Source organism: Hoeflea sp. IMCC20628 (assembly GCF_001011155.1).
Lineage (GTDB): Bacteria > Pseudomonadota > Alphaproteobacteria > Rhizobiales > Rhizobiaceae > Hoeflea.
In genome coordinates this window covers 894,130-912,132 of record NZ_CP011479.1, presented here as the reverse complement: position 1 = coordinate 912,132, position 18,003 = coordinate 894,130, and the positions used below count along the sequence as shown (strand labels likewise).

17 protein-coding genes and 1 other RNA gene are annotated in these 18,003 nt (G+C 59.8%); 5 read left to right on the top strand and 13 right to left on the bottom strand.

Annotated elements, in window-relative coordinates:
* Positions 1–4: 4 nt before the first annotated feature.
* The 6 genes from IMCC20628_RS04295 to mraZ form a co-directional block, all read right to left on the bottom strand.
* The gene (locus tag IMCC20628_RS04295) at positions 5–1,438 is read right to left on the bottom strand and encodes a UDP-N-acetylmuramoylalanyl-D-glutamyl-2,6-diaminopimelate--D-alanyl-D-alanine ligase (RefSeq protein ID WP_047029184.1); all 1,434 of its coding nucleotides are present in this window, start codon (positions 1,436–1,438) and stop codon (positions 5–7) included.
* Complete coding sequence (locus IMCC20628_RS04290) at positions 1,435–2,904, bottom strand: UDP-N-acetylmuramoyl-L-alanyl-D-glutamate--2,6-diaminopimelate ligase (protein ID WP_047029183.1); 1,470 nt, start codon at positions 2,902–2,904, stop codon at positions 1,435–1,437. The genes IMCC20628_RS04295 and IMCC20628_RS04290 overlap by 4 nt, the downstream gene beginning before the upstream one ends.
* A 79-nt stretch (positions 2,905–2,983) precedes the next feature.
* Complete coding sequence (locus IMCC20628_RS04285) at positions 2,984–4,720, bottom strand: penicillin-binding protein 2 (RefSeq protein ID WP_052766293.1); 1,737 nt, start codon at positions 4,718–4,720, stop codon at positions 2,984–2,986.
* The gene (locus tag IMCC20628_RS04280) at positions 4,717–5,073 is read right to left on the bottom strand and encodes a hypothetical protein (RefSeq protein WP_047029182.1); all 357 of its coding nucleotides are present in this window, start codon (positions 5,071–5,073) and stop codon (positions 4,717–4,719) included. Before IMCC20628_RS04280 ends, IMCC20628_RS04285 begins: the two co-directional genes overlap by 4 nt.
* A 3-nt stretch (positions 5,074–5,076) precedes the next feature.
* A complete protein-coding gene (rsmH, locus tag IMCC20628_RS04275) occupies positions 5,077–6,102 on the bottom strand; it encodes a 16S rRNA (cytosine(1402)-N(4))-methyltransferase RsmH (protein ID WP_047029181.1) in 1,026 nt (341 codons plus the stop codon).
* Positions 6,103–6,128: 26 nt separating this feature from the next.
* Positions 6,129–6,557 carry a division/cell wall cluster transcriptional repressor MraZ gene (gene mraZ / locus IMCC20628_RS04270; RefSeq protein WP_047029180.1) on the bottom strand — a complete coding sequence of 143 codons (429 nt, stop codon included), beginning with the start codon at positions 6,555–6,557 and terminating at the stop codon, positions 6,129–6,131.
* Between the two features lie 466 nt (positions 6,558–7,023).
* Here mraZ and IMCC20628_RS04265 point away from each other — a divergent pair, with 466 nt between their 5' ends.
* On the top strand, positions 7,024–7,434 hold the full coding sequence (locus tag IMCC20628_RS04265; protein WP_047029179.1) for a hypothetical protein: 411 nt from the start codon (positions 7,024–7,026) through the stop codon (positions 7,432–7,434).
* Between the two features lie 3 nt (positions 7,435–7,437).
* On the opposite strand, the gene IMCC20628_RS04260 is transcribed toward IMCC20628_RS04265, so the two are convergent.
* The 4 genes from IMCC20628_RS04260 to IMCC20628_RS04245 all read right to left on the bottom strand — a co-directional run bounded on the left by IMCC20628_RS04260 (position 7,438) and on the right by IMCC20628_RS04245 (position 11,336).
* A complete protein-coding gene (locus IMCC20628_RS04260; protein WP_197078389.1) occupies positions 7,438–7,896 on the bottom strand; it encodes a hypothetical protein in 459 nt (152 codons plus the stop codon).
* A gap of 126 nt (positions 7,897–8,022) precedes the next feature.
* Entirely contained in the window at positions 8,023–9,774 is a 1,752-nt protein-coding gene (locus IMCC20628_RS04255; RefSeq protein ID WP_047032248.1) for a TRAP transporter fused permease subunit, read from the bottom strand.
* Between the two features lie 99 nt (positions 9,775–9,873).
* Complete coding sequence (locus IMCC20628_RS04250) at positions 9,874–10,830, bottom strand: TAXI family TRAP transporter solute-binding subunit (protein WP_047029178.1); 957 nt, start codon at positions 10,828–10,830, stop codon at positions 9,874–9,876.
* Between the two features lie 146 nt (positions 10,831–10,976).
* Positions 10,977–11,336: an SH3 domain-containing protein gene (locus tag IMCC20628_RS04245; RefSeq protein ID WP_052766292.1), complete on the bottom strand. Its 360-nt coding sequence runs from the start codon at positions 11,334–11,336 to the stop codon at positions 10,977–10,979.
* Between the two features lie 321 nt (positions 11,337–11,657).
* Here IMCC20628_RS04245 and IMCC20628_RS04240 point away from each other — a divergent pair, with 321 nt between their 5' ends.
* Complete coding sequence (locus IMCC20628_RS04240; RefSeq protein ID WP_245307874.1) at positions 11,658–12,302, top strand: DUF1194 domain-containing protein; 645 nt, start codon at positions 11,658–11,660, stop codon at positions 12,300–12,302.
* 33 nt (positions 12,303–12,335) lie between these two features.
* Here IMCC20628_RS04240 and IMCC20628_RS04235 read toward each other — a convergent pair whose 3' ends face one another.
* On the bottom strand, positions 12,336–13,013 hold the full coding sequence (locus IMCC20628_RS04235; RefSeq protein WP_047029176.1) for a 5-formyltetrahydrofolate cyclo-ligase: 678 nt from the start codon (positions 13,011–13,013) through the stop codon (positions 12,336–12,338).
* Between the two features lie 193 nt (positions 13,014–13,206).
* Here IMCC20628_RS04235 and IMCC20628_RS25560 point away from each other — a divergent pair, with 193 nt between their 5' ends.
* Positions 13,207–13,611, top strand: coding sequence for a DUF427 domain-containing protein (locus tag IMCC20628_RS25560; RefSeq protein WP_052766291.1), 405 nt, complete (start codon positions 13,207–13,209; stop codon positions 13,609–13,611).
* A gap of 94 nt (positions 13,612–13,705) precedes the next feature.
* Here IMCC20628_RS25560 and IMCC20628_RS04225 read toward each other — a convergent pair whose 3' ends face one another.
* On the bottom strand, positions 13,706–14,179 hold the full coding sequence (locus IMCC20628_RS04225) for a ferritin-like domain-containing protein (protein ID WP_047029175.1): 474 nt from the start codon (positions 14,177–14,179) through the stop codon (positions 13,706–13,708).
* A gap of 220 nt (positions 14,180–14,399) precedes the next feature.
* Positions 14,400–14,838: RNase P RNA component class A (gene rnpB / locus IMCC20628_RS24440), an RNA gene on the bottom strand.
* A gap of 249 nt (positions 14,839–15,087) precedes the next feature.
* On the opposite strand from rnpB, the gene IMCC20628_RS04220 reads away from it, so the two are divergent.
* Positions 15,088–16,476 (top strand): MATE family efflux transporter, encoded by a 1,389-nt coding sequence (locus IMCC20628_RS04220; protein ID WP_047029174.1) that lies wholly within the window; start codon positions 15,088–15,090, stop codon positions 16,474–16,476.
* A 190-nt stretch (positions 16,477–16,666) separates the two neighbouring features.
* Positions 16,667–17,932 carry a pilus assembly protein TadG-related protein gene (locus IMCC20628_RS04215; protein WP_082127994.1) on the top strand — a complete coding sequence of 422 codons (1,266 nt, stop codon included), beginning with the start codon at positions 16,667–16,669 and terminating at the stop codon, positions 17,930–17,932.
* Positions 17,933–18,003 lie beyond the last annotated feature (71 nt).

Genomic DNA, 18,003 nt, shown 5'->3' with positions numbered 1-18,003 from the left:
CCGCTTAATCTTGTGTGCTGCTGTCAGACAGCGCCGTATACTTGTCAAGCAACGCCTTGACGATGCGTCCGAAGCCGAGACCGAGCGAAGACTTGACCATCACCACATCGCCGTCACGAAGCACGGACTTGAGATGCTCTGTCAGCCCGCTCGCATCTTCGCGGTAGATCGTCTCGACATCTGTTCCGAGTTCGTCGCGCAGCGCCGGCATTTCCGTCCCCGCAAGGCACACCATATCGACATTGGCGCTGCGCAGTGGCGCCGCCAGATCACGGTGGACTCGTTCGCCGAAACGTCCCATTTCCAGCATGTCGCCCAGCACTGCAATGCGCCGCCCTCGTAGCCGTACCGGCGTGTCGCGCAGCAATTCCAGTGCGGCGCGCATCGAAGCCGGGTTGGCATTGTAACTTTCGTCGATCAGCACGAAGCTGCCGCCATCAATTTTGAGCGTGTGGCGGGCGCCGCGGCCCTTTTCAGCCGATATCGCCGCCAGTGCATGAATAGCTTTCGCCAGATCCGCGCCAACAAGCTGCGCCGCGCCCAGAACCGCGAGCGCGTTCTGAACCAGGTGACGGCCCGGCGCGCCGATCTTGACGACAACATCTTCACTACCGATGCGGGCCGTAATGGTCGAACAATCTGCCAGCAGCTTGCAATTGAGCAAGCGATAGTCGGCCTTCGGGTTTTCGCCGAAGGAATGGACATGGCCAACGCCGTATTCACCGGCACGTTTTCTGAGCCAACCATATTTCTCGTTGTCACGGTTGAGAAGCAAGTGCCCCTGCTTGCCCAGCCCTTCCATGATCTCTGCCTTCGCCGCTGCAATCTCGGTCAGGTTCTTGAAATTGCCCATATGGGCCGCAGCAATTGTGGTGATGATGGCAACCTGCGGCCGTACCATGTCCGCCAGCGGACGGATCTCTCCCGGATGGTTCATGCCGATCTCGAACACGCCGAACTTGGCAGTCATGGGCATTCGGGCCAGCGTCAGCGGAACGCCCCAGTGATTGTTGAACGACGCGGCGGAAGCATGGACCTCACCGCTCGGTTCCAGCGCATGGCGCAGCATTTCCTTGCTCGAGGTCTTGCCGACCGAGCCGGTGATGGCGATGATCTTGGCCTCTGACCGCGCCCGCGACGCCCGACCCAGATCCTCAAGGGCGGCCAGAACATCGTTGACGACGATCATTGGCGCAGTCACCCGGCCAAGTGCCGGCAATTTTGATTCAGACACCACCAGCAGACTTGCGCCATTGGCCACCGCCACGCTGGCAAAATCATGACCGTCAAACCGGTCGCCCTTGATGGCGAAGAACGCATCGCCGGCCCCTGCCGTACGGCTGTCAATCGAGATGCCGTCAACGCCTTCGGGAAGCGCCCCGACCGGGCGTCCGGTCATGGCATCGACCATGTCTTGTGTGGTCCACAATTGGCTCATGCCTTGAGACCCTCCAGCGCCTTGCGAATTTCGGCGTGATCGGAAAACGGCAGGACCTTGTCGCCCACGGTCTGTCCTTGCTCATGTCCCTTGCCTGCAACAATCAGCGTATCGCCGGCCTTCAGTTGGACGACCGCCTGCCTGATTGCCTCTGCCCGGTCACCGATTTCTGTCGCCCCAGTGGCGGCCTGCATGATCTCGGCGCGGATGGCCGCCGGGTTCTCGGAACGCGGATTGTCATCGGTGACGATCGCCACATCAGCCAGACGATTGGCTATTTCACCCATGATCGGACGCTTGCCGCGATCCCGGTCACCACCGCAGCCAAACACCACGATAATCTTGCCGGTCGTAAAAGGGCGTACCGCTTCAAGCACATTTTCGAGCGCTTCAGGCTTGTGGGCATAATCCACATAGGCAGGCGCACCTTCAGCCGTCGAACCGATCAACTCGAGCCGTCCGGACGCACCGGTCAGATGTTCGAGTGCCGCCATCACCTGATCGGCGGATGTACCGGTGGCGATTGCCATGCCGGCGGCGACCAACGCGTTGGAGATCTGGAAATCACCGGCCAGCGGCAGATGCACCTCGAAGATGCGGCCGTCATAGTGAACTTCGGCAATTTGCTTGTGGCGCAGATGCTCGACCCGCTTGAGGCTCAAAAAACCGCCCTTGCGGCCAACGGTGAGCACCCTGGAGCCTGCGCGTTCGGCGGCTTCGACGGCGCGTTCCGACCAGGCATCATCGGCAAAGATCACCGCCGGCGCGCCCTTGGGCAGAAGCGTATCGAACAGCCGCATCTTGGCGGCAAAATAGTCGTCCATGCTCGGATGATAGTCGAGATGATCGCGACCCAGATTGGTAAATCCCGCAACGCCGAGCGCCACACCATCAAGCCGGCGCTGGTCGAGACCATGGCTCGATGCTTCCATCGCCGCATGGGTGACGCCTTCGCTGGCGAGGTCGGCGAGAAGCCGGTGCAGTGCCACAGGATCGGGCGTGGTCAGGGTGGCATAATCAATCCGCCCGGGCGCTACAACTCCGGTGGTTCCGATCATGGCCGCCTGTTCACCTGCATGGGCCCATATCTGGCGTAGGAAGGAGGCGACCGAGGTTTTGCCAGCCGTACCAGTAACTGCCGCAATCACGCGCGGCTGCGGTCCGAACAACGCCGCCGCCATCCGCGCCAGCGCCAGCCGCGGATCTGTCGCCCGCAGCACAGGAATAGCTATGTCTGAAAGCTCGGCATCAGGTGCTGCAACAATTGCCACGGCGCCACTGGTGATGGCCTGCAGGGCATATTTTGCGCCATCGGTCTTCACACCCGCCAGGGCAAAAAACACATTTCCCGGTTCAACCGCCCGGCTGTCGGCTGTCAGCCCGGTCACGGACAGATCAGGCACGGCCGCCTGCCCGGTGGTAAAGGTTTCTGGCGGCAGGGCGGAAATCAAGGCGGACAGTTTCATGGAATGCACTGGTCTTTCGTTGGCGCGGCGGGTTGCGTTTCGATTGTAGCTGACGATGCCCTGGCCGCCACATGTGTTTTCAGTATGACAAAGACAGTTCCTGCGTACCGTTTCCGAATTGCGGCTTGACGCCGAGGAAGCCTGCAGAGCGCCGAATGATGGCGCTCACCATGGGCGCCGCATTCATGCCAGCAGTTGCGTAATGTTGGCCTTCCTCGGGTTTGGGTTCATCAACCACCACCAGCACCACATATTGAGGGTCGTCGATCGGGAATGCCGAGAGGAAGGCATTGAAACGCACGGCTGAGGAATAGCGGCCATTGACCACTTTTTCCGCTGTGCCGGTCTTGCCGCCGACATGAAAACCGTCAACCTCTGCGCGTCGTCCGGAGCCCTTGGCGACATTGAGCTCCATCAGGTAGCGCATGCTCTCACTGGTCGATGGCGCGATCACATTGACAGCAACTTTGTCGGCTTCCGCAACAGTTCGCGGCAGAAAGGTTGGTTCGATCAGCTTGCCGCCATTCATCAGCGCCGCTGCGGCAACTGCAGTCTGCAACGGCGTTGTCGATACGCCATGGCCAAAGGAAATGGTGATCGAATTGATCTTTTTCCAGACATCGGGCTGGTGCGGCGTTGCCACTTCCGGCAGCTCGGTCTGCATCCGCGTCAACAGCCCCATACGGGTCAAGAACTCCTGATGTCCATCGATGCCGACGAGGTCGGCCATGCGGGCGGTGCCGATATTGGAAGAATAGATAAAGATCTCCGGCACGGTGAGCACCCGGTTCTTGCCGTGGAAGTCCCTGATGGTAAAGCCGCCGATGCGGATCGATCCGCGCGCGTCAAATGAATCAGTGATTTTCACCTTGCCCGAATCAAGCGCCATTGCCGTGGTGAAAGCCTTGAAAGTGGAGCCCATTTCATAGGTTCCCGCCGACATCCGGTTGAGCCGGTCCTTTTGCAGCGCTTCGACAGGATTGTTGGGATCGTAATCAGGCAGCGACGACATGCCGACCACTTCACCGGTGTGGACATTGAGCACGACACCGGCCGCGGCAATCGCCTTGTAGCGATCCATCGCAGCGGCAAGCTCGTCGCGCAGCACATGCTGGACACGGAGATCGAGCGACAGCTTGACCGGCTTCATATCTTCATTGACCGTCATGCCGGCGGCGGCGAGATCGCCGAGCCCCTGCCCATCGACATATTTCTCCATGCCGGCGATGCCGCGATTGTCGATATTGACGTGACCGACAATATGCGAGGCGGTCGGACCGCCCGGATAAAACCGCCTGGTTTCGGGCCTGAAGCCAATGCCGGGAATACCCAGCGACAGGATCTGGCTTTGCTGCTTGGGCGTGAGTTGCCGACGCAGCCATTGGAACCTGGAGTTTGACGACAGCTTGCGATGTATGCCGGGCATGTCGAGATCGGGCAAAACGGTAGCCAGCAACTCGACGGCTTCATCGGCATCGACGATCTTGTTGGGTTCGGCAAACAGCGACACGGTGCGAATGTCGGTGGCCAGCACCTCGCCATTGCGATCGACAAGGTCCGGGCGCGAGATCAGCAACTGGTCGGCGCGCCGGATCGACGACACGGTTTCCGGCGAACGCAACCCGTATTGCACCAGCCGGCCGCCGATGATGGAATAAATCAAACCGAAACAGGCAATGGCGATGATGATGCGGTTTCTGGCCTGAGCGCCCTGCGCCTTGCGCACGCCTTCAAACTCAAGCTGTGACCGGTTGCTGCCCTCGGTCGGATTGTGGCTTGTCCCGCCGCCGGAAATGAAGTGTCCCAGGGTTCTCATGGTTTTACCGATCCCGTTGTCAGAGCCGCGTCGGTCTCGCCTTCAGCCACTACCGGCTCGAAGTCGCTGGCCTTGGCCGCCAATTCTTCCGGCTGAGCCATTTGCGTTGGTTCAATTGGCTTCAAACCGAGATCCGCTTCAAATGCTGTCGAGAGCCGCTGCAGCCGGGAGGGCTGGTTGAGCAGACTCCAGTCAGCCTCCAGAAGGTCGAGGGTTTCTTCCTGCAGCCTGATTTCAGCCTGAAGTTCGCGCACGACAGACAGCTTCTCTTCGGCTGCGTGCTTGATCTGATAGGTGACCGTCGCGGCGGCTATCATCGCACCAACCAACACCAGGTCGAGAGTTCGCAACATGGCTCAGCCTCCATGTGCCGCGAGCGCGGCAAGGTTGGGAACGGGAAGGATGTCGGTGCTGGTTTTTTCCGCCGGAGCAGCCGTACGCAGGCCTGCCCGCAGCTTGCCGGACCGGGAACGCGGATTGATCTCGCACTCGGCGTCGGTGGCTTTCACCGGCTGCTTGCCGATCAGCGTGAAGGTGGAGACCTTTTCGGCCACCATCGGCAGATGCCGCGAGCCCGAAGCCTTGCCGGCGCGGTCCTGGAAAAAGCGTTTGACGATGCGGTCTTCCAGCGAATGAAAAGACACCACCACCAGCCGGCCACCGGGCTTGAGCGCTCGCTCGGCGGCAAACAGGGTGCGCGCCAGTTCCCCAAGCTCGTCATTGACATAGGTGCGCAGTGCCTGGAACACCCGGGTCGCGGGATGGATCTTGTCCTGCGGCCGCCGCGGCGAAACTTTCTCGATCAGTCCCGCCAGTTGCCGCGTGGTTTCGAACCGGGCTTTCTGCCGTTCGGTTTCAATGGCGCGGGCAATGCGTCCGGCATGGCGCTCTTCGCCGAGGATTCCGAAAATCCGGGTCATGTCCGTCGCCTTGGCGCGGTTGACCACATCGGCGGCGCTGACGCCGGATTGTCCCATGCGCATGTCGAGCGGTCCGTCGCGCATGAACGAAAAACCACGTTCGGCTTCGTCGATCTGCATCGAGGACACGCCAATATCGAGTACCACGCCATCAAGGCTGGCCTCCTCGACATGCTCGAGCAGCTCGGAAAACCGGTCATGAATGAGTTTGAGCCTGCCGCCTGATGCCTCGACCATCGCCGCACCGGCAGCAATCGCGTCGGGATCGCGATCGAAGGCGATGACGTCCGCGCCGGTCTCGAGAATGGCTGCCGTGTAACCGCCTGCCCCGAAGGTGCCATCGACAATGGTCTCGCCGGGTGCGGGCGCAAGAGCTGCCAGCACCTCAGGAAGAAGAACCGGAATATGGCGGGCTGGTCCGCCATGGGCGTCAGTGTCACCGTCGCCCTTGTCCACCGTCATTCCGCGTCTCCATCCGTTGTGAACGGTCAGGTCCTGGCCGTTCGTTCTTTCCGGGCGCGAGACTGCATGTCCTCGAATGCAGCCGGCTCCCAGAGTTGAAAATGGTCCCCCCGCCCCGCGAACGTCACCCTGTCGGTGATGCCCGTGAAATCGCGGATGAAATCCGTCACCAAAAGCCGACCCTCGCCGTCGAGCTTCATGAACACGCCACCGCCATGAATAAGCAGCGACATCTCGTTGGCCTCGGCCGAAAACGGATCCTGCGATCCCATCATCCGCTCGAAGCGATCCAGCACCTCCGGTCCGGCCATCGAGACCGCCGGAAACACGAAATCCTGCCAGGCGTAAAGCTCTTCGACCGCCGCCCGCGCCAGCACGGCACGAAACATCGAGGGCACGGAAACCCGTCCCTTCGCGTCGATCCTGTTTGTCGCGTTCGACAGGAACCGGTTCATGACTCTGTACCGCCGCTTCCGCCTTCTGGCCCCACGTCATTGATCCCCCGCTTTGCCACCGCTCTTCCGCACAGGCAGGACTCTTGGCGGCGAAAACCACCTGCGCGGTTCCTGGCTGGAACCACAGTCCGATGAGGGAGGAAACGGCGGATACCCGCCTGCTGATCTTTGGCGTTTGGGATAACATGGGCCACCATGGGCGTCAATGGGAACCACTCCCATCTCAACCACGACTTTGCCCCATTAATATCCTGTCAAGATTAACGAAGTGTTAGGCATGAAGATGCCTGAACCGGGCTCTGGTGAGGCGATTTGCCCCGTTCCCGCCACAACCCAATCAATCGCAACGCGCGCGCATACATGGCATGCTGCCGCTAACGCGGCAGGCAGTGCATGAACGTTTCCTCGCTGGGATTCGAATACCGTTCATCGCAAGGTAGCCGGGTTGGACCGAAGGAGACCGGATATGGCAGATGAAAAGCAGGGTGCGACGAGGCCTCGTCTTGTGGCCGGCTTTGCTCTGATATTCGGAGTTCTGACCATCGTGTCGGGTGGACGGGTGCTTTTCGGCGGCCCCGAGGCGCAAGCCGCCGCCGGCAAGGTCGTGCCCTTCGTCCTGTGGTTCAATTTCCTGTCCGGGTTTGCCTATGTCGGGGCCGCACTCGGGATCGCGCGGCACAAGGACTGGGCCCGCAGGCTTTCTGCCGGTTTGGCGGTTGCCATTGTCGCGGTCTTTGCACTGTTCGGCTGGCATATCTTTGCAGGCGGCGCCTATGAGATGCGCACTGTGGGCGCAATGATTTTGCGCTCGGCAGTCTGGGTCGGTATCGCCATCTATCTACAACACTGCGCCAAAGCTGCCTCGTTGCACTCCTGATCCTTATCTGACCCTGTAAGCCTGATGGCAGGCATTGCAGGCAGAGGTCACCTCCTGGAGTGCGCCATAGACCAGGCGCTGGGCTTCCTTGCCAGGCGCCAATTCCGCGTCTTGCGCCACGATCACAAACCGGCTGGCCGCCCGGTGCATCTCCGTCCCCGCGTCCGCCATCGCTTCCGGCATGAATTTTGCGATATGGGCGGCGCCATGCAGATCAAGCGATGACATGCCGAGCCTGTTTTCGGCAATCCTGCCTGCGTCATCAACATTGCCTTGAGCGAGAGCGCCGAGTATCTCGTCCAGCGCTTTCAAATGATCCCGCATGTTGGCGAGCATGTGCTCCTGCATCATGGCAGGCATCTCGACCAGCTCTCTTGAATCCTCGGCCGCCATGGATGGGCCTGTTGTCAGCACCAGCGCCAACAGCACCTCAAGCATGCCGGTCTTGCGTTTTGAAATCATCAAATCCTCCTGGCTGGCTTTCAGTGACGGCAACATGTCTCGTCGCGACGAACGATCCGGTCTGGCAACACGGATCAGTGTATCACCGGAAGCCCACTACCGGGAAACCCCGCTGTCAGTCACCTCTCAACCCGCCAGCATCACCGGTCCGAACAGCACCAGAAACCCCGCCACTCCAAGGCCGACGCGGGGCAAGGGCTTGAACACCCCGATCAGCGCATAGGAAATCAGCGCCAGGCCCAGCCCGATCTGGACGAGTGCCAGGATGGCAGCAAACGGCTCTGTTGCAATCGCGATGATTGATGGGTTGGCAATCATTGTCAGCGGAATGATATAAAGCCCGACGCCGAGGCTCATGGCGGTCATGGCGACTTTCAACCAGTTTTCGCCGACCATGCCGGCGGCGATGAACACCGCGCCGCAGACCGGTGGCGTGATCGTCGACAACAGAGCAAACCAGAACACGAACAGATGCGCCTGCAGCGGCTCCAGACCGAGCTTCGACAAGGCCGGCCCCGCGACCGAGACGCAGATCACATAGGCCGCCGTGGTCGGCACTTCCATGCCAAGCACCAGACAGGCAAGTGCTGTCAGCAGCAGGGACGGCCACAACAACCCGCCCGAGGCCGACAGGATCAGCGAGGTGATCTTGACCCCCAGCCCGGTGATCGACAGCACCCCGATGATGATCGAGGCGCACAGGATGATGGCGGCGATCATCGACACCTGACGCGAGGCGTTGATCAGCGCATTCTCCAGCCTGTCGAGGCTGCGTCCCAGACTGAATGTCCCGTCGGCATGAAAGAACAGCATCACGAAGCCGACGAGGATCGCCATGCTGGCGGCATATTGCGGCGTCATGCCGGTGACGAACATGCCCCACATCAGCACCGCAAAGGGAACGGCAAAGAACGCCGAGGTGATGATGACGGCGCGCAGCGAAGGACGGTCTTCTTCGGCAAGGCCGGCCAGATCATAGCGACCGGCATAGGCATTGATGCCGACCCAGACGGCGAAGAAATACAACAGCGCCGGCAGCACCGCGGCTGCCATGATGGCTGTGTAGGAAACCCCGGTGAGTTCAACCATGACGAAGGCACCCGCGCCCATCAGCGGTGGCATGATCTGCCCGCCCGAAGACGCCACCGCCTCCACGGCTGCTGCCAGCCGTTTTGGATAGCCGAGCTTGGTCATCGCCGGCAGCGTGATCGCGCCGGTTGAGGCGACATTGGCCGAAGCCGAACCGGAGATCGAACCAAACAGCGCCGAGGAGATCACCGACACCTTGGCGGCTCCGCCCTTGAGCCGGCCGGCGGCAGCAGACGCAATATTCATGAAGCCCTGCCCGGCTTCACCAGCGTTCAGCACGGCACCGAAAATGACGAAAATCGCCACGACGCTGACCGAGACACCGGCCAGGCTGCCCCAGATGCCGCCTTCGGCGATGGTCAGCGTGCCGAGAAAACTGGCAAGCGGCGTGCCGGAATGGCCAAATTCACCCGGAATATGCTGGCCGAACAGACCGTAAAGCAGCGCCAGCAACGCCACCAGCGGCAGCGGCCAGCTGATCGCCCGGCGCGCCGCTTCAAGCACCACCACGAGCAGAATGACAGCTATACCGGTCTGGAAATTGCCTTCGAGAAAACCGTATTGATCGCCCAGCGCCGAATGCTGCCAGGCGACCCAGATGCTTGCGGCGATGCCGAGAGCGCACAGTACCATGCCGGACCAGCGGCTGGCTTTGCCACCTTCGGCAAACAGGAAGATCCACGGCAAGGCGAGCGCCAGATGCAGCGGGCGACTGACCAGGTTTGGAACCAGTCCCCAAAAGATCAGGCCCAGATGAAATGCCACCAGACAGGCGGCGCTGGCAATCATGGCCATTCGCATCCGACAGGCTCCCGGTGTTTTTTGAGATGTTCTTGAAAGTCGCAGGCTGTGCTCCCCGGTTTGAAGCCGGGGAGCACAGTGCAGGGCTTACTGCTGGTCGGCTGTCAGCTCGACACCGGCTTCGGTGTAATAGCGGATGGCGCCGGGATGCAGCTTGCTGGTGATGTTGGCCATCAACTCGGTGTCGACGCCTTTCCACCAGGGTGCGCCTTCGCTCATGGCCGCCTTGCTTTCCCAAAAAGTCTTGGTCAGCTGATAGGCAGCATCATCGCTCATTGCGGTGGTGGTAAAGGCTGCGACCGGCAGCGAGGTGGTGGTGATGTCGGCGGTCTGGCCGCTATAGGTGCCGGCGGGAATGACCAGCTTCGACCGCTTCGACTCCGCGATCTGCTCGTCGCTGAGCGACAGCACCACAACGTCAGTCGAGGCTGCGGCTTCAATGACGTTCGGCGCAGGCCATGATCCGGCGGTGACAAAACCGTCGATCTGGCCGTTCTTGAGCGCCGGAACCGCATTGGACAGTTCGACTTCGGCCAGGGTGACCTTGCCTTCCAGACCGAACAGCGCGAGATATTTTTCACCTTCGGTGGCTCCGAACGAGCCCTTGCCCAGAAGAATGGTCTTGCCTTCCATGCCGGCGAAATCGGTGACGCCGCTGTCGGCTGACATGACGAAATGCATGGTCAGCGACGGGATCGGAAACAGCGCCCGGATCTCGTCAAACTTCGGGTCGCCCTTGCCCTCGAACATGGCTTTTCCGCCCTGCGCCAGCTTGACCAGCACCGGCGGCGTTGTGAACACGTAATCGCCACCGCGCGCCTTGGTTTCCATCACGTTCTGGACCGAGCCCTGGCTCTCTTCAACAGTGACAATGATATCGCCATTGGTACCGGCTTTCATCGCTTCGGCGAGTTGCACTCCCATTTGGTAGTATGACGAACCGGTTTTGGCGGATTTATAGGTGATGCGCGTTTCTGCAAGCGCGCTCGAGGCAAACAGACTGGCGCACAGGCCAATTGCCAGAAATACCGTTTTATTCTGCAAATGCTTTCTCCCTACAGCGTTTGAGACCATATTTTGATCCTCAAGCGCGGTCTTCGCATGAAATTTGCCGGATCGCAATTTGCAATTGGCAACGATTTGCAACGCTGGTTCTGAGCCTTTCAACCCGGGAGAACCCGGCCAAGCGCTCAGGGGCAGACACCCGCAGCATCAATATATGTGCGTGACACCCAACCCGAGGGGGTGGGTTGTCCCCACAACGGCCGCATGCATTGACCCGACATGCAGGTGATCGCATACCAGTTGCCGCGCCGGTCATAGACCGAGACCTCGTCGCCGCGATAGACCTCGCCAGTCTGCTGGTAACTCGACCCCGGCCCGGTGCGGACGGCCAGAAAACCAGTGCCTTTTGCGTGATTGTACTGACTGATCGGCTTGACCCCGACGACATGACCGGTGCAATCGCCTGCCAATGCCGGCCCACTCCCGGCACTGGCGACCCCGATCACCGACAGGATGAGCAAAACGGATTTGGTCGACAAAATCATGATTTTGTTCCTTGCACAGAGGTGTCAGATAATTCAGCGACAAACTGCGCAGCTTGGCAAAACGCTGCATTGATTTCGATCAACAGATCTTTCGCGTCGGAAAAATGCCGGGCCTGAACCAAGAACCACCGCCTGTGTCGGCCGATCTGCCCGGCCTCACTGCATCGATTTCCGTGACGTTTGGCTTTCCGGCTGGATTGGGCAATGATGTGGCAAGCGCGTCCGGCGACGGATGCACCACGGCAACGATGAGGGCACACCATCCGGATTGCAGGCATATCCGCCATTTTCACAGGCATAGTATCGGTCTTCGCCGGACTTGTGCCCGCGCCCGCCTCGGCGCAATCCCCTTGCGGTCTGTCACTGGTGCTGGCGCTGGATGTGTCGTCCAGTGTCAATCCCGCCGAATTCACCCTGCAGACCGGTGGTCTGGCGCGCGCCCTGCGTGATCCCGCGGTGCGCCGCTCGATCATTGCCGCCGGTGGCATTCAGGCGATGGCGCTGGAATGGAGTGGCCGCGACCAGCAGGTGGACATTGCCCCTTGGTCGCTACTTGCGGGCGACGCCGACATTTCCAAGTTCGCCGACCGTATAGAGACCCATCAACGCGTCCATACAGAATTCCCCACCGCTCTGGGCTATGCCCTGGGCCATGCCGCCACCCGACTGCGCAAGGCCCCATTGAACTGCGCCCGCGCGGTCATCGACGTCTCCGGCGATGGCGTCAACAACGAAGGCTTCGAGCCGCTGCTTGCCTATCGGAACTTTGATTTCTCCAACGTCACCGTCAACGGCCTCGTCATCCGGGGCGCCGACCCCGATCCGGTTGCCTATTACCGGGCCGAAGTGATCCATGGACCAGGGGCCTTTGTCATGGTCGCCTCCGGTTTTGACGACTACGAGACCGCCATGAAGCGCAAGCTGTTGCGCGAGATAAATGGCGCCGGTCTGGCATTGGCCGATTGAACATTTCCTGATCCACATCGCTCGCGAAGTTGGCTAGCTGGCTTTCCCCGGCTTGGCCTCGAAGCTGGTGCCGTCACCCAGCACAATCGTTTTCATCGGAATATCCCATGGCATCGGGAAAATCGTCTTCATGCGGGCAAAGGGTTGCCCGACACCGATGATGAGGAGATCGCCAGCGAGACGCGTCAGGGTCCGGTCATAATACCCACCGCCATTGCCAAGGCGAAAACCTTGCTCATCCACGCCGAGAAGCGGCACGATCACCACATCCGGGACGACCGGCTCGGGGACAGCCGGCACCGGAATGTTCCAGATGCCTTTTGCCATCGCACAGTTCGGTGTCCAACGGTGAAACTCCACCGGCTGGTTTTTCTCCACCACCACAGGCAGACAGATCTGCGCCCCACGCTCGCTGGCCTCGACCATCCATGGGTGCAGATTGAGTTCGCCTCGGATCGGCCAGTACACCGCGATAGTCCGGTCCGAAACATCAGCCAGCATATCCGTCAACCGCGCCGAAATGCGTGCGGACATCGCCTTGCGATCATCAAGCGACACAGCCTGTCGCGCGGCATAAAGCCGTTGGCGTTCGGATTTCCGGAAGGTGGAGACATCTTTCCAGGTCTGCGGATCGACGACGTGACCGTCGACCAGCAAATGAGCGAAACAAGCCTCCGATCCCGGCTGTTCGTCTTCATCATCATGGGTCATGGTTCGGATTTAACACCCAGGACGGACAGTTTCGCTTGCCTGATTGCGTCATTCTCCGTCTCACCGGCAGGCGCAGCCGGAGATCCTCGCAGTCCTCACGCGGCGGTGCCCATAGCCATATCAAATCAAACGATCTGGTGCTAAATCATACCAACGCCAACATGCGGCACAAAGCGCGAAAAAGGGTGACACAATGCAGACTTCAGGTTCAGCTGGCAGCAACTTCCCATCACTGGAAGGTGCCATTCGAAACCCCGCGAACCCGAACCATCTTATGGTCATAAGGCCGATCAAACGAACGGTTCGCGTCTATGTTGACGGTAGCCTGATTGCAGAAACACAAAATGCACTCCGCGTCATGGAGATGGGAAAATCCCTGTATGATCCGGCAATTTACATTCCTGCAGCCGACATCATCCCGACACTCGATCCGGTCGAGAAATCCACTCACTGCCCGTTGAAGGGCGATGCCAGTTACTTGGCCCTCAATGGCAATGAAATTGCATGGACCTACGACCGGCCATTTGACGTTTCAAAGCAACTCGACGGGCATTTTGCGTTCTGGCCTGACAAGGTCAAGATCACCGAAGGCGATTGATCTCGAGGCAGCAGCCACGATGGGAAACGGGTGAGCCGGCAACCATGGCTCACCCGCCGGATGGTTCTGTTTGGAACGACGTCCGGGTTGCACCCTACTCTGCGTTGACCGACGAAACCGCGAGATTGGTCAGCTTGCTGTTGGCAGCTTTTTCCTGGTCGAGGATACCAGACAGCAGGTCGTGAGCTTCGGTGTGACCGAGCACCTTGGCCCATTCACGCAACGTGCCATAGCGGGCGATCTCGTAGTGCTCGACGGCTTGGGCAGCGGCGATCAGGGCGGCGTTCTTGGCCACGCCGGTCGCTTCTTCGATGATGCCGTCAGTTTCCTTGATCAGGCCTTCGATGGCGTCGCATTTCTCGCCGGACGCCTTCTTGCCGATGGATTTAAACACCTTTTCAAGAGTTTTGACCTGGCCTTTGGTCTCTTCGAGATGTTCAGCAATTGCATCCTTCAGCTTCTTGCCGCTGGCAGCCGCCTGGACTTTCGGAAGCGCTTTGACCAGTGCATTCTCGGCGTAATAGATGTCTTGCAGAGTGTGTTCAAAGGCGTCGGACAGGGTCTTCATGGCACATTTCCTTTCAAAACAATGATATTGGTTCGGCTTCGAGTCATGGTTACAGGGGTCGAGATTGACCTGATCCTGGCGGGAACCAGAGCTTTTCTGTCCCGTCTGGCGCTTAACGGCGCAGATGATGATTGGTTCCGGACCGATAACGCGGCAACGCTGTCAACGACGCCGCGGGCGCCGCGGCGTGTTTGTGCGCCGGATCGAGTCAAAAGATGAAAGTGCCAGTCGGCCTGTAAGCCGGGTTCTGTAAGGCCTCCGCCCAAAGACGAAGACGTGGCAGCCATTCCTCTGGGTTACGCATTACTGCGCACCTCAAGCAACCTACCCGGATGATCAACCCCGGAAAAAGGGCCGGACTTGCGACCTGCGTCATCCCTATTCGGTCTTGCTCCCGGTGGGGTTTACCGTGCCGCTTCCGTTGCCGGTCGCGCGGTGGGCTCTTACCCCACCCTTTCACCCTTACCCCGCCATCTCATCGCCGGCCAAACCTTAAATCAGGCACCGGCAATCAGAAGGCGGGGCGGTTTACTTTCTGTGGCACTTTCCCTAGGGTCGCCCCCGCCGGACGTTATCCGGCACCGTTTATCCGTGGAGCCCGGACTTTCCTCGCCCTGCTGTCTTTCGACGTTGCAAAGCGCGGCTGCCCGGCCGACTGGCGCGCTCTCCTTAGACCATGAAGACGGCGATGACCAGACAAATGCCGGTCCGTCGACACAAGCTCCAATTGACATCCTCTGCACGCCGCATTATCGAGCGTTCAGGGTGAAGGCCCCTGCCGCTCACTGGCTAGTCCACGGTGAAGTCCTTCGCGACACTCTCATCCACCGATTTCAGTTGAATGCGGTCTGATGGCAATGCGAGCGCCCCTCATGTTTTCCGCATCCAGACACTGAATGAGGTTTGTGATGACAGGATTGTCGACACCAGAATCAAATATCTATCTGACCGGCTCCATCGCTGGTCTGTTTGCCAGAACCGCCACGCCAATCATCGTTGTGATGGGCGTCAATGGCCTGTTCACCGTGGTCGATGCCTATTTCCTCGGCGCCTATGTCGGGGCCGATGCGCTCACCGCGGTCACTCTGATGTTCCCGCTCTACATGCTGCTGGTGGCGCTTTCGACGCTGGTGTCGAACGGCTTCGCCAGCGTCTTTGCGCGGCTGCTTGGCGGCGACCAGCGCTACATGGCACGCACTGTGTTCTCTCAGGCGGTCCAGTTGGCGCTGGTTGTTTGCGCTGTTTTGATCGTGCTGTTCTGGGCCTCCGGAGCGGCCTTGAGCCTGATGGCCGCAAATGGCGATGCGGCGTTGGCCGGGATGGGCTACACCTATATCTCCATCCTGATCCTGTTTTCGCCGCTGGTGTTCGTGCTCTCGATCAACATCGCCGCCCTGCGCAGCGAAGGCTTGCTGACGGCGATGGCGGCAATCACGCTGATGTCGGCCCTGCTCAACATCGGGTTCGACTATCTCTTTATCGTCGAGCTTGGCGCGGGCGTCGCCGGTTCAGCTTACGGAACCGTGCTGGCCCAGCTATGCTCGATGACCGCGGTGATCCTCTACCGCAAAACCGTCACCCCGAAGACGTCAACGCGGCAGACACCGCTATGGTCCGGGTGGGGGCATTGGGGCGAACTACTGGCTCTGGGCGCACCATCAAGCCTGGGCTATATCGGGCTGTCACTCTCGGCTGGGCTGACGCTCTACTGTCTGCAGCTTTGGGCCACGAACCATTATGCGGCCACTGCCGGCGCTTTCGGCATCATCACCCGGCTGATGACCTTCTCGTTCCTGCCCTTGCTGGGGCTGAGCATGGCGTTCCAGACAATAGCCGGCAACAATTTTGGCGCGAGATTGTGGGCACGGACAGACAGGAGCATCGTTCTGGCGGTGGTGATGGCCTTTTTTTACTGCCTTGCCGTGGAGCTTGCATTCCTTCTGACCCGAACAAAGATCGGCTTCATCTTCATCAATGACATCGGCATAGCCGCCGAGATTGCCCGGATCATCCCCTATGTGGTGATGACCATGTTTGTTTTCGGGCCGCTGATGATGATCGGCGCCTATTTTCAGGCAATTGGCGACGCGCCCCGGGCAGCGCTCCTTGGTTTGTCGAGAACCTATCTGTTTGCACTGCCTTTGACGGCCTTGCTCCCGTTCTGGTTCGGCGAGCCGGGAATCTGGTACGCCGGCATCGTTGCCGAACTGCTGGTGCTGGCGCTGACAGTGGCCTTGCTCATCCACCGCAAGGGGTCTGGCGGCAACCGCTGGGGACTGCTTGAAACAAGGGTCTGATACATAGTCTGATCAATCGGCAGCGCTCCACCAACCGGGCGCTGCCGTCAAGCCGCGTGTCCACGCCGGGCCAAAGGGGGCGAATTGGCGTCAATCGCTGCAGATCCATAAGCAATCCGCGTCTGTTCACGGATTATTCGGTTATTTTGGGTATGGTCTGGCAACGACGGATTTTGGAGCTCCACGCCTGGTGTTTACTGACAAGCTCAAATCAGGAACTTCGCGACGCATCACTCGCTTGCACGCTGATGGCGGCGGCAATCTGGGCATCGTCATAGCGCTTCTTATTCCACTTTTGATCCTGGTGGTCGGAGGCGTGGTCGATATCGTCCATGCCATGGGCCAGAAAACCATGTATCAGGACGAGCTCGATGCCGCCGTTCTGGCGGCCGTGCATGAGACCGAAGCAGGCGAGCAAGCTGAAAAAGCACGATCCCACATTCGCGACATGGCCGATTCCACCATGTCCGAGCAGGACCTGCTGGAGGCCGGCATGTCCCTTGCACTGGTGGCAAACAGTGACGGGAGCCTGACCGCGAACCTGCAAATGCCGCATCCCACTGCGTTTCTCAAGATCGTCCACCTGATGAACATCCCCATCAGCGTCACATCGACGGCAATCTTGTCGGAGGCAGCGCCTGCTGACGCCGCCGGTTGCATCTACGCGCTTGGAAACAAGGACCAGGCCGTGCTGATCAACTCCGGCGCAAAACTTGATGCCAAGCAGTGCGAAGTCCACGTTCACTCGACCCAATCCCCGGCCTTCATCATGAACAGCGACTCGACGATCGAGACCGTGAAATTCTGCGTCAAAGGCAAGACCTTCCTCAAGAATGGCGGCACCCTGACCAATCTCGAGATGGAGTGCGCTGTCGCGGACGACCCCTATGTCGATCTGATCGCCGAGCCGAACGTCCCGTCGATCTGCGCCACCCAGGGCACCTTGAGCGGCAACACATTTTCGCTCAACCCGGGTGTTCACTGCAACACGACATTCAACGGCAGCCCCACCGTGACATTCAAACCGGGGCTGCACATCATCAAGGGCCGAATGATCCTCAATGCCGGATCAACCGTAGTCGCCAAAGGGGTGACCTTCTACTACCCCGACGTCACCAGCGAGATCCGGGCCAATGGCGCGCTGAAACTCACCGCCTCGGCCCCGACCAGCGGCGACTATGCCGGTGTTCTGATGTTTGAAAAAACATCGGATGCCGCAAACAATGCCCACAAGCAGCAATATGTCTTCAACGGATCTCTTGGCGAGGACCTGACAGGCATAATTCACCTGCCCAACCGCGACGTGACCTACAATTCAACAACCACCCAATCCAGCCAGATATCGCTGGTTGTCAATTCGATCATCATCAACTCGGCCAACTGGAAACTGTCGCCCTATGAAGGACCTGGCGCTGCCCGCGGCTCGAGTGAAGGCGTCGCAAGGCTGGTCCGCTAGAGCCGTTCATCATGAAATACGGCCGCCTGATCGGCGGCCGTGATTTTTATTCTGCTTTTTTCCGGAACCTT